The organism is Actinomyces johnsonii (genome assembly GCF_006546835.1).
Lineage (GTDB): Bacteria > Actinomycetota > Actinomycetes > Actinomycetales > Actinomycetaceae > Actinomyces > Actinomyces johnsonii.
On the sequence record NZ_VICB01000010.1, the window covers coordinates 143184 to 155292 of the forward strand.

General features: G+C 70.0%; 10 protein-coding genes and 1 pseudogene. 10 read left to right on the plus strand and 1 reads right to left on the minus strand.

Annotated features, from left to right (window positions below):
- Positions 1–119 precede the first annotated feature (119 nt).
- The 3 genes and pseudogenes from FK256_RS07700 to FK256_RS07715 all read left to right on the plus strand — a co-directional run bounded on the left by FK256_RS07700 (position 120) and on the right by FK256_RS07715 (position 1812).
- The gene (locus FK256_RS07700) at positions 120–944 is read left to right on the plus strand and encodes an arginase family protein (RefSeq protein WP_141424338.1); all 825 of its coding nucleotides are present in this window, start codon (positions 120–122) and stop codon (positions 942–944) included.
- A gap of 172 nt (positions 945–1116) precedes the next feature.
- Positions 1117–1296 (plus strand): annotated as a pseudogene (locus FK256_RS07710) (D-aminoacyl-tRNA deacylase); the annotation flags it as partial.
- 51 nt (positions 1297–1347) lie between these two features.
- Positions 1348–1812: a DUF3995 domain-containing protein gene (locus FK256_RS07715; protein WP_009234319.1), complete on the plus strand. Its 465-nt coding sequence runs from the start codon at positions 1348–1350 to the stop codon at positions 1810–1812.
- 195 nt (positions 1813–2007) lie between these two features.
- Here the strand turns inward: FK256_RS07715 and FK256_RS07720 are convergent, their stop codons facing one another.
- Entirely contained in the window at positions 2008–3048 is a 1041-nt protein-coding gene (locus FK256_RS07720) for a threonine ammonia-lyase (protein ID WP_141424339.1), read from the minus strand.
- 81 nt (positions 3049–3129) lie between these two features.
- On the opposite strand from FK256_RS07720, the gene FK256_RS07725 reads away from it, so the two are divergent.
- The 7 genes from FK256_RS07725 to FK256_RS07755 all read left to right on the plus strand — a co-directional run bounded on the left by FK256_RS07725 (position 3130) and on the right by FK256_RS07755 (position 11502).
- Positions 3130–4047, plus strand: a complete 918-nt coding sequence (locus tag FK256_RS07725) for a LysR family transcriptional regulator (protein WP_141424340.1) — start codon at positions 3130–3132, stop codon at positions 4045–4047.
- Positions 4048–4253: 206 nt separating this feature from the next.
- Positions 4254–5117, plus strand: a complete 864-nt coding sequence (locus tag FK256_RS07730; protein ID WP_141424341.1) for an ABC transporter ATP-binding protein — start codon at positions 4254–4256, stop codon at positions 5115–5117.
- A 32-nt stretch (positions 5118–5149) separates the two neighbouring features.
- Complete coding sequence (locus tag FK256_RS07735) at positions 5150–6004, plus strand: ABC transporter permease (RefSeq protein WP_141424342.1); 855 nt, start codon at positions 5150–5152, stop codon at positions 6002–6004.
- Complete coding sequence (locus FK256_RS07740) at positions 6001–7155, plus strand: sensor histidine kinase (RefSeq protein WP_141424343.1); 1155 nt, start codon at positions 6001–6003, stop codon at positions 7153–7155. The genes FK256_RS07735 and FK256_RS07740 overlap by 4 nt, the downstream gene beginning before the upstream one ends.
- Positions 7152–7901 (plus strand): response regulator, encoded by a 750-nt coding sequence (locus FK256_RS07745; RefSeq protein WP_141424344.1) that lies wholly within the window; start codon positions 7152–7154, stop codon positions 7899–7901. The genes FK256_RS07740 and FK256_RS07745 overlap by 4 nt, the downstream gene beginning before the upstream one ends.
- Positions 7902–8087: 186 nt before the next feature.
- Positions 8088–8723 (plus strand): SRPBCC family protein, encoded by a 636-nt coding sequence (locus tag FK256_RS07750; protein WP_141424345.1) that lies wholly within the window; start codon positions 8088–8090, stop codon positions 8721–8723.
- Between the two features lie 178 nt (positions 8724–8901).
- Complete coding sequence (locus FK256_RS07755) at positions 8902–11502, plus strand: ATP-dependent Clp protease ATP-binding subunit (RefSeq protein WP_009234311.1); 2601 nt, start codon at positions 8902–8904, stop codon at positions 11500–11502.
- Positions 11503–12109: the final 607 nt, after the last annotated feature.

Genomic DNA, 12109 nt, shown 5'->3' on the forward strand with positions numbered 1-12109 from the left:
GGCCCATAGTCGTGATGGGAGGCGGGGGGCTGCGGCTCCTCCTCGGTGATTGAGGCACGGCACCGTCGGTCCGTAGCGTTGTGGGTGACGTGAGGCCCGCATAACGAGAGGAGCCGGAGATGACCACAGGGGCCAGAAGAGAGAGGGTCGTGGTCACCCACGTCGCCGGGAGGATCGGCGACCACAACGACCGAGCCATGGCGGCCTCGCCGCGCCTGGCCGCTGCCCTGGCGCGGCGCTACGACGTCGAGCCCGTCGTCATCGGATCACCCCGCCCGGCACTGAGCGTGGGTTGGCAGGTCGAGCTCGACGCCGCCTGCGACGAGCTGGAGGCGCTCGCGGCCCACTACGAGGCGCTGTGGGCCGGCTCTGCCGTGCCGGTGACCGCGTTGAGCCGCTGTGCCGGGGCGCTGGCGACCCTGCCCGTCGTTGCTGCCAACCGGCCCGACGCGCTCGTCGTGTGGTTCGATGCCCACGCCGACCTCAACTTCCCGGAGAGCACGCCGAGCGGCTACCTCGGCGGCCTGGCCCTGTCCGGACCGTTGGGGCTGTGGGACTCCGGACTCGGCGCCGGGCTGGGCACGGACAACGTGGTCCTGGCCGGGGTGCGCGACATCGACCCGCCCGAGGCCGATCTCATCGAGGGTGCGGGCATCCCCCTCGTCGGGCCTGGAGAGGGCTTCGCTGAGCGGCTCGGGCGGGTGGTGGACGGCAGGCCCGTCTACATCCACATCGACTGCGACGTGCTGGAGCCCGGTGTCGTGCCGACCGACTACCTCGTCGGCGGAGGCCTGAGCCTGGCCGAGCTGCGCCAGGCGGCCGAGGTCCTCGCCCGCGGCGAGGTCGTCGGCATCCAGATCGGCGAGCTCGAGACGGCCACTGGGGAGGAGGACCTCGACCCGCTGCTAGACGCCCTGTCCCCCGTGCTCGACGCCGTCGGCTGAGCCGGGCTGGCCCTTGCGGTCTGTCCCGCCCATGGACGGGGTGACTGCTGTGGGGCGACAATGAGACATGACCAAGCGTGCGGCGTTCTTCGATCCGGATCCCGGGGCGGGCCTCGCAGCGTCGCCCGGGGCGCGATGGCGGCCGAGGGCTGCGTGACTGGAGTGGTCGCTGATGCGTGCGGTTATTCAGCGGGTTAACCGGGCGGTTGTTCGGGTTGACGGCGAGGTGGTCGGGGAGTTCGCCCGACCCGGCCTCATGGTCCTGGTCGGGGCGACGCACGACGACGGCCCCCAACAGGTGGCCACCGTTGCCCGCAAGATCGCGGACCTGAGGCTCCTGGAGGCCGACGGGCCGGTGACGATCCTGATCGAAGCCGAGTAGATCCGAGGAGGAGCTGCTGAGATGACGGGGCGCTCACGGGCGGTGGTCATCGCCATGATGCTGTGGTGGGCCTTCTTCGGCTGCATCAGTGTGTCCTGGTCACTGGGCTCCCCATGGCTGGTCGATACGGTCCTTCAGGGCGATGCCCTGCGGCTCGCTCAGGAGCGGCCCACCTGGTTCGTCGTGGTCGTCCTCGTCTCCGGGCTGGTGAAGCTGGGCTTCGTCGTCTTCGGCTTCGCCCTCCTGCGCCCAGACGTCATCAGGGTGCCGCACTGGATGCGCCTGGCCTTCGGCTGGATCTCGGGAGCCCTGCTCATGGCCTACGGGCTGATCGGCTCGGCGCCTGCGATCCCGAGGCTCCTGTCGGGGCAGCCGCTCTCGCGCTACGGCTGGTGGCGGCTACTGCTGTGGATGCCTCACTTCTGGGTGGGCGGCATCCTGGTGCTGGCCGCAACGGTCGCCTACCTGCGCTGGAGCCGGCCCTAGCCGGTTCATGTCCGCTCGGTGTTCACTCGTGGCGGTGGCATGGTCCGGTGATGCTGGTTCAGCCGCCGGAGCAAGGGGGAGGGCCGGGTATGCGCCCCCGACTGCGCTTCCCGGCCCTCACTTGAGTGTCTCCCCGGCGGGCGCTCCTGCTCAACGGGGAGTGTTCCCCAAATCGTCCGACGGGTAGTGCCCGGCTCAGCAGGTCAGGGCCATGTTGGTGACGGCGGAGTCGGCGGAGTCGGCAAAGCCGGCGATGGCAGCGAGCTCGCCGTCGTCGGCGTTGCCGCCAGTGCATACGACGGCGCAGGGACCCCTGCGGGCGGGGTCAGCCATGAGTCCGGCCAGGCTCGCGGCCCCAGCACCCTCGGCCAGGGTGTGGGCGTGGGTGGACATGAGGCCGACGGCGCGCTGGATGTCGTCGTCATCGACCAGGATGAAGTCGTTGAGGCTGCGGCCCAGCACGGACTGGGTGAGGGCGAAGCTCGCCCCGACGGCCAGGCCCGCCACGCGGGTGTGACTGTGGACAGTGGCCGGCTTGCCGGACTTCCAGGCGCGGTGCGCGGCCGGAGCGGCGCTGGACTGGACGCCGATGACCCAGCACTCGGGCGCCAGGACATCGCGCACGAGGCAGGCGCCTGCGGCCCCGGAGCCCGAGCCGACCGGGGCGTAGACGGTTCGCAGACCGCGGTGGCGGCGGAAGAGCTCGAGGTAGACGGTGGCGTGCCCGAGCACGATCGCCGGCTCGTCGCCGGGGGAGACCATGCGCATCCCCTCGCTCAGGGAGAGCGCCTCGGCGTGGGCGAGCGAGTCGCACATTGTGTCGCCCTCGACGACGACGCGGGCGCCCAGGGCACGCACCGCGGCCACCTTGCGGGCCGGGGCGCCGGCCGGTACGACGACGGTGACGGGCACGTCGCTGCGGGCGCCCGCCCAGGCCAGGGACTGGGCGTGGTTGCCGGTAGAGGCGGTCACGACGCCGCGGCGCCGTTCCTCGGGGCTGAGCGCCGCCATGAGCGCCACCCCACCGCGGACCTTGAAGGCGCCGGTGGGCTGGATGTTCTCGTGCTTGACCACGACGTCGACCCCGGCCTCGGCGCTGAGCAGCGGGTAGGACCAGGCGGGAGTCTCGGGCAGGACGCGCGAAACGGCCTCGTAGGTGCGCAGGATGGCGTCGAAGTCGAGGCCCTCCCGGGGGCTGAGGGAGGAGAACGGGGTCAGGGTGTCGATTACGGTCATGAGTTCATGATGATGAAGATTGCACTATCGGTCCAATGAATGTTTTGACGTATACCCATCGATTTGAGCCATACTTAGTGGGTGATCGATGTGCAGCAGCTGCGCGCCCTCGTGGAGCTCTCCCGGCTCGGCACCGTCTCGGCCGCCGCCGAGTCGCTGGGCTTCAGCCAGTCCACCGTCTCCCACCAGCTCGCCGCCCTGTCGCGTGCGACCGGCGCCGTCCTGCTGACGCGGGCCGGGCGCGGGGTACGGCTCACCGAGGAGGGACGAGTGTTGGCGGTCCGCGGCCAGGAGATCCTCGACCTGCTGGATCGCACCGAGCGTGAGGCCATTTCCATGGCTCGGGCGGAGGCGGGGCGCGTGCGCCTGGCCGCCTTCCCCTCCGCGGTGGCCTCCCTCGTGCCCGGGGTGCTTGACGTCGTCGGCCGGCAGCACCCGGGGCTGGAGGTTGAGCTGGTCGACGCCGAGCCGCCCGAGGCCCTCGACGCATTGCGGCGCGGGCGGGTGGACGCGGTCCTGTCCTTCTCCTACGTCGACGACGATGTCGGTGAGGGGCTTCAGGCGGTGCACCTGCTCGACGACGTCCTCTACCTGGTCTCCCATCCTGGCGGCATCACGCGCGTCGCCGACGGCGCCCGGTGCCGGTGGGTGACTGGCTGCGCGCGCTGCCGCGAGGAGCTCATCGCCGTGGGGCGTGCCAACGGCTTCGCGCCCAAGACCGCTTACGCCTCCGACGACTACGTGGCCGTGCAGGCGCTCGTGGCCGCCGGGGTGGGGGCGGCCCTGCTGCCCGGGATGGCGCTGAGTGCCTACCGGCACGAGGGGGTTCAGGTGCGTCCGCTGACCCGTGAGCACCGGCGGGTCGAGGTGGTCACCCGCGCCGAGAGGCCCCGGCCGCTGGCCGTCGACGTCCTCGTGGAGGCGTGCCGGACGGCGGCCCGCCGCACGAGCCTGCGCCGACCCGCGGTGCGGGGTGGCGGGAGCAATGCCGTGCGATGATCTGTGGCACGGTGCGCCATCGCCCTGATATGACGGCATTGACTGGCGCGCAAGGGTCGAGGAGCGGGGTCTGCGCTCGGATGCACCGGTCTGAAGACGTAGGTTGACGCGCATTCGCCGCAGACCGGTTGTCCACCGAACGGTGGACAACCGCGTGGTCCGACCGGTCGCTACCGGGGCTGCGATCCAGCTCACACACTGGAGGTATGTCGCAGCTCCCCGCCGTCCAGATCAGTGGCCTGACCAAGTCCTACGGGAACAAGCGCGTCCTTGAGAACCTGGATCTCACTGTCCCGGCCGGCACCGTCCTGTCCCTCCTGGGGCCCAACGGCGCCGGCAAGACCACCGTCGTTGAGATCCTCCAGGGCCTGCGCCGCCGCGGCGGCGGCACCGTCTCCGTCCTGGGGGAGGACCCCGGGCGGGCCTCGCGTGCCTGGCGCGCCCGCATCGGCGTCGTCTCGCAGACCTCCGCCGACCTCAAGGACCTCACCGTTGCCGAGGCCGTCGGCCATGTTGCCCGCTTCTTCTCCCGGCCTGCCGACGCCGCCGAGACCATCGACCGCGTCGGGCTGTCCGACGACGCCGGTACCCGCGCCTCGCGCCTGTCCGGAGGGCGTCGTCGCCGCCTCGACGTCGCCCTGGCCATCATCGGCCGTCCCGAGCTGCTGTTCCTCGACGAGCCCACCACTGGCTTCGACCCCGAGGCCCGCCACGTCTTCTGGGACCTCGTCAAGGATCTGCGCACCGACGGCACCACCGTCCTGCTGACCACCCACTACCTCGACGAGGCCGCCCACTTGGCGGACGAGGTCGCCATCATCCTGGGCGGCCGCGTCGTCGAGTACGGCACCCCCGAGGCCCTTGCCCGCCAGGCCGGCAGCAAGCGCACCGTCAGCTGGATCGAGGACGGCGCCGAGCGCACCGAGTCCACCGCGACGCCCACCTGCGTCGTCCGGGGCCTCATGGACCGCCTCACCGGTCCTGACGGCGAGGTCCCCGGGCTCCAGGTTCATACCCCGAGCCTCGAGGACCACTATCTCGAGCTCGTCTCCCGCCACCACATCGGCTGAACCTCCACCAGTCTTCGACACGAGGAGCATTGATGACTACCGCCGCCCTCAACCCGCGCACCCCCGCCGCAAGGGGGACCCGGACGGTCCAACGGCCCGGCAGTGCGGCGGCCGCCGTCCTGACCCTGTCCTGGGCGAGCCTGGTCGGCTTCGTGCGCGAGCCCATGGCCTTCGTTATGGGGCTGCTCTACCCCCTATTCATGCTCATCCTGTTCAACGCCGTCTTCCCCGGCGAGATGAACGGGGGCATCACCTTCGGCGAGTACATGCTGCCGGCCATGATCACCATGGGCGTGCTCATGACCTGCATGCAGATACTGGCCATCTCCGTGGCCGCCGAGCGGGAGTCCGGCGAGCTCAAGCGCCTGGCCGTCCTACCCGTACCCGCCTGGGCCTACGTAGCCGCCAAGTGCCTGGCCAACGTCGTGCTGTCCGTGCTCAACATCGTCGTCCTCATCGGCGTCGGCGGCCTTGCCCTGGGGCTGAGCCTACCCACCCGGGCGGCCTCCTGGGGGCTGGCGGCCCTGGCCCTTGTGCTCACGATCGGAGCCTGCACCGCCCTGGGCCTGGCCATCGGCCGCTGCTGCCCCTCCTCGCGCGCCGCCTCCGGGATCCTCACGCCGATCATCATCATCCTCCAGTTCGTCTCCGGCCTCTTCCTACCCCTGTCCCAGCTGCCGGCCTGGATGGTCCACGGCTTCTCGATCCTGCCGGTGCGCTGGTCGGCCGAGCTCATGCGCGAAGCCTTCCTGCCCGCCTCCGCGGCCGCTGTGGAACCCACCGGCACCTGGGAGACCGGCAAGGGCCTGGCCGTCGTGACCGCCTGGCTCGTGGGCGGCGTCGTGGCCGCCGTCGTCATCACCCGTCGCGATACAGTGGACAGATGACCCCGGAGACGCAGGATCTGGTGTCCTGGCCGCGCGACCTGCGCGGGAAGCTGCGCCTGGCCTGCGAGGGCACGGACAGCCCCACAGGCGTGTACCCGCCGCTCGATCGGGCCAATCTGCCCCGTTGGGTCTGGTGCGTTCTGACCTGGTCGATGGCCGCCGCCAGCCTGGCGTTGGTGTCCTACTCCGAGCTGGCACTGCTGGGCTTCTTCATCGTGCTGCCGATGATCTGGTGGGTCTACACCAAGTGGTGGACCGCCGTCGTCGGGCACCTCATCTTCGGGGCGGGCTTCGCCGCTGCCGGGTACCTCAGAGGCGATGAGGCGTGGTGGGTCAACTCCATCATCATGGTCGTCGTCGTCCTGGTAACGGGCACCTGGGTCACCTGGGTCCACATCGTCCGCTATGAGGCCATCCACGCCCTGGCCGACAAGGAGAAGGCGCTCGCGGCACTGGCCCGCACACAGGGCGAGCTCGTCGCCGCCGAGCGCGCCGCGGGCATCGCTGCCGAGCACGAGCGCTGGTCGCGCGAGGTCCACGACACCCTGGCGCAGGGGTTCATCTCCGTGGTCAACCTCGCCCAGACGGCTCTCAACGATCTCTCCGAGCACTCGGAGCGCTCGGAGCACTCGGGCAGCGACTCCGGTGAGGCCCGGACCCTGTACGGACTGCTCGCCGAGATCGAGGCCGTGGGCCGCGACAACCTGGCCGAGGCCCGGGCCCTGGTGGCCGGGGAGAGCCCCAGCGCCCTGCGCGACGACGGCCTGGAGGCCGCGCTGCGGCGCCTGACCCGGGCCCCCGAGCACCACGGTCTGGACATCGTCCTCGTCGCCGAGCTGCCGGCCCAGATGACCTCTGCGCTCGAGGTCGCGGTCCTGCGCATCGTGCAGGAGTCCCTAAGCAACGTCGTGCGTCACGCCCGGGCGGGGCGCGTCGACGTCGTCGTCTCCTCTTCTTCCGAAGCGGGCGAGCTGATCATCACCGTCGCCGACGACGGCGTCGGCGCGGGAGGTGCGCCGGAGGGAACCGGGCTGACCGGGATGCGGGCACGTGTGGAGACCCTCGGCGGGACGTTGACCGTCGACCCGCTCCAGGAGCCCGACGAACGAGGGCGTGTCGGAACCGTTGTCGAGGCCAGAATGCCCCTGTGAACGACGCCGGCCCCTCCTCAGCAAGCGCTCCGAGCTCCGCAGGCCCCGCCCATACGTGTTCAACGCCCCGCCCGGAGGGCCGCAGGGTCCGCCTCCTGGTGGTCGATGACCACCCGGTGGTGCGCTCCGGAATCGTCGGCATGCTCTCCGGCGAGCAGGACCTCCAGGTGGTGGGGCAGGCCGCCGACGGCGCCGAGGCCATCGCCCTGACCGCCGAGCTCGCCCCCGACGTGGTCCTCATGGACCTGCGCATGCCCGGCGTCGACGGCGTCGAGGCCACCCGCCGGATCTCCGCGCGTTCCGCTGCGCCCCGCGTCGTGGTCCTGACGACCTACGACACCGACGGGGATATCCTGCGCGCCGTCGAGGCCGGTGCCATCGGCTATCTCCTCAAGGACTCCCCGCGCGAGGACATCATCGCCGCCGTGCTCTCCGCCGCCGTGGGCCGCAGCGCGCTGAGCCCGGCCGTCACAACCCGGCTTGTAGGGGTGGCGCGGGGCGCCGGGCACGGCGCATTCGGATCCTCTCGCCGGGTGGAGGCGCCGGTGACCCTGTCCCCGCGCGAGAGGCAGGTCCTCCAGGCGGCCTCGCGCGGACTGTCCAACGGCCAGATCGGGGCCGAGCTCTACATCACCGAGGCCACCGTCAAGACCCACCTGCTGCGCGCCTACTCCAAGCTCGGCGTCGACTCGCGCACGGCAGCCGTCACCGAGGCGCTGCGCCGGGGCCTGCTCGAGCTGGACTGAGCCGCGTCGCTGCGTCCCGGGCGCTTCGCTTCGGCCGCGACCCCCGCGAGTTCGTACCTTAGGTCGTGCGTTCGAGGGGTAGAGGGTACGACCGCGCGACCCACCCTACGAACGCGACCGGTAGGGACAATGCGCGAGGCAGAGGGTGAACCTGCGAAGGCGACGGTGAGCGGAGATGATGGCCTCATGAACCGCTCGCACTGCCGCCTCGCACTCCTGATGACCGCCGGCATCGGGGCCTGCTCGGGGGCTCTGGTGCTGGCTGCCTGCGCCGGCCGTCCGCGCGGGGATGACTCGCTTCCGCTTCCCGGCGACGACCTGGTACCCGGGGCGACCGTCATCGAGACCCACCAGATCGACATCGATGCCCCGGCAACGGCGGTATGGCCATGGCTGGTGCAGCTGGGCTACGAGCGCGGCGGTTTCTACAGCTTCGATCTGCTTGAGCGTTTGGCGGGCGTGGGTATTACCAATACCTGGCGCATCGAGTCGCAGTGGCAGGACCTCGCCGTCGGCGACCGGGTGCGTCTGGCCGCCGACGCCGCCCTGACCGTCGCGCGTCTGGAGCCCGGGCACTGCCTTGTCCTGTCCTCCGACGGCGGCGTCGCGCCGCCCGGGGCGGGCATGGACTTCGACTTCTCATGGGCCTTCGTGCTCGACGAGCTCGACGATCACGGCTCCGGTCATTGCCGCTTGCGGATCCGGGAGCGCTACCTGCCCCGCCGGGGCACGACGACGGCGGTGGTGTGGGCGATGCGCCCTGTCGCCAGGTTCATGACCCGGGGAATGATGTGGGGCCTGCGCAGGCGCGCCCAGGCATGAGCGGACCCGGCTCAAGCCTGACTCACGCCTACCGCGAACAGGGGCATGGGCAAGGCATCCGGCTGGTTAGCCTTGTCAGCACGTGCTCCCAGTGCCGTCTCTCCACGGCGCTGCGACATCCCTCGCCACCACCGGACGAGCGGTACCGCACCGAGCACGTGCCGAGGAGGAACTACTGATGTTTGAACGCTTTACCGACCGCGCCCGCCGCGTCGTCGTGCTCGCGCAGGACGAGGCGCGGGCCCTGAACCACAACTACATCGGCACCGAGCACCTCCTTCTCGGCCTCATTCACGAGGGCGAGGGAGTTGCCGCCAAGGCGCTGGAGTCCATGGACATCTCCCTGGACGCCGTGCGCTCCCAGGTCATCGAGATCATCGGCGAGGGGCAGTCCGCTCCCACTGGCCACATCCCCTTCACGCCGCGCGGCAAGAAGGTCTTCGAACTCTCTATGCGCGAGGCCCTCCAGCTCGGCCACAACTACATCGGCACCGAGCACCTGCTGCTCGGCCTGCTGCGCGAGGGTGAGGGCGTGGCCGCCCAGGTCCTGACCAACCTCGGGGGCGACCTTTCCAGCGTGCGCCAGACCGTCATGCAGATGCTCTCGGGCTATGAGGGCAAGGAGACGGTCAACGCCGGCGGCCCCTCCAAGGAGGGCACCCCCTCGGGCAGCGCCATCCTGGATCAGTTCGGGCGCAACCTCACCGCCGCCGCCCGCGAGGGCAAGCTGGACCCGGTTATCGGCCGCAAGAAGGAGATGGAGAGGGTCATGCAGGTCCTCTCCCGGCGCACCAAGAACAACCCCGTCCTCATCGGGGAGCCTGGCGTGGGCAAGACCGCCGTCGTCGAGGGCCTGAGCCAGGCCATCGTCCACGGCGACGTTCCCGAGACCCTGCGCGACAAGCAGCTCTACTCCCTGGACATGGGCTCGCTCGTGGCCGGCTCGCGCTACCGCGGCGACTTCGAGGAGCGCCTCAAGAAGGTCCTCAAGGAGGTGCGCACCCGTGGCGACATCGTCCTGTTCATCGACGAGATCCACACGCTCGTCGGTGCCGGCGCCGCCGAGGGGGCCGTCGACGCCGCCTCCATCCTCAAGCCCATGCTGGCCCGCGGCGAGCTCCAGACCATCGGGGCCACCACCCTGGACGAGTACCGCAAGATCGAGAAGGACGCCGCCCTGGAGCGCCGCTTCCAGCCGGTGACCGTCGACCAGCCCAGCATCGAGGAGACCATCGGGATCCTCACCGGCCTGCGCGACCGCTACGAGGCCTTCCACCGCATCGTCATCACCGACGAGGCCATCGAGGCCGCCGCCAAGCTCGCCGACCGCTACATCAACGACCGCTTCCTGCCGGACAAGGCCATCGACCTGGTCGACGAGGCCGGCGCCCGCCTGCGCATCCGCCGCATGACCGCCCCGCCCGAGCTGCGCGAGATCGACGAGAAGATCGCCGAGGTCAAGCGGGAGAAGGAGTCCGCGATCGACGACCAGGACTTCGAGCGCGCTGCCTCCCTGCGCGACGACGAACGTCGCCTGGGCGACGAGCGCGCCGCCAAGGAGAAGGCCTGGAAGTCCGGCGACCTGGACCAGGTCGCCGAGGTCGACGAGGCCCTCATCGCCGAGGTTCTGGCCATGTCCACCGGTATCCCGGTGGTCAAGCTGACCGAGGCCGAGTCCGCCAAGCTCCTCAACATGGAGTCCGAGCTCCACAAGCGCATCATCGGCCAGAACAAGGCCATCGAGGCGCTGTCGAAGTCGATCCGCCGCACCCGTGCCGGCCTGAAGGACCCCAAGCGCCCCGGCGGCTCCTTCATCTTCGCCGGCCCCACCGGCGTCGGGAAGACCGAGCTGGCCAAGGCCCTGGCGGAGTTCCTGTTCGACGACGAGGACGCCCTCATCCAGCTCGACATGTCCGAGTTCGCCGAGAAGCACACGGTCTCGCGCCTCTTCGGAGCCCCTCCCGGCTACGTCGGCTACGACGAGGGCGGCCAGCTCACCGAGAAGGTGCGCCGCCGGCCCTTCTCCGTGGTTCTGTTCGACGAGGTCGAGAAGGCCCACCCGGACATCTTCAACTCGCTGCTGCAGATCCTGGAGGACGGGCACCTCTCCGACGCCCAGGGCCGCGTGGTGGACTTCAAGAACACCGTCATCATCATGACCACCAACCTCGGCTCCAAGGACATCGGCAAGTCGGTGGCCACCGGCTTCCAGTCCACCGAGTCCGGCGCCATGGACTACGAGGAGATGAAGTCTCACGTCAACCGCGAGCTCAAGCAGCAGTTCCGGCCCGAGTTCCTCAACCGCGTCGACGATCTCATCGTCTTCCCGCAGCTGACCAAGGAGGAGGTGCGTCAGATCGTCGACCTCATGATCGCGCGCCTCGACAAGCGCCTGGCCGAACAGCAGATGACCATAGAGCTGACCGACGCCGCCAAGGAGCTCCTGGCCGAGCGCGGCTTCGATCCGGTCCTCGGCGCCCGCCCGCTGCGCCGCGCCATCCAGCGCGACATCGAGGACGCCCTGAGCGAGAAGATCCTCTTCGGGGAGATCGAGCGGGGCCAGAAGGTCATCGTCGACGCCGAGGGCGAGTCCATCCTGGGCGAGTTCATCTTCCGCGGCGAACCCTGGGAGCAGGGCGAGGCCGAAGTCGCCGCGCTGCGAGAGGCCGAGGAGGCCGCGGCCGGCGGCGGGGGAAGGGGCTCCGGCCCGCTGCGCATCCCCTCGGCGCCGATCAGCCGCGACGGCGGAGCCTCGCCGGCCGCCGAGCCCGGTCGCTGAACCGGTGCACTGACAGGGCACCGAGAGGGCCGGGCCCTCTTGCGAACCCGACACGATGGGCCGCAACCCCGACGGGGTTGCGGCCCATCGTGCCGAGTCTTGTCCGCTCGTCGTCTGCGGCACCCTCGATGTCTCGGTTTGATATCAGCCACAGTCGGGCCGGGCGCCAGGGAATTGTTCCGCAACCCCATTTCTTCAGGTGACGTCCGTCTCGATGTGCCCTCGACCTTCGCGAATGGCGTTGAAGGTTCGCTCATATTTACGGGATGAGGCCCTGATGGCGCGATGAAGCGAACAGGGTGAATGTTTAATAAAGCCTGAGTGCGCCAAGAGAACGGACTGAGAGTTTGGCCTGACCGTCACCTGTTCGTCATCTGACCGATACAGTGGAGTGGCGCTCCGACGGAAGTCGTCCCTGGGACTTGGCCGGTCGGTGTCGTGGCCCCGCACCGTGCGGGGCCGTTAGTCAACCGCTTCTGCCCGTACTCGTCCGTAATGTCCGTACCTGCCCGCCCTCATTCAGGCTGCCGTTGTTCTCCTCACCCGCGCAACTGAATACTCGGCTCGGATCGCCCGTGCGTGCTCGCGCATCATTGGTGCCACTACT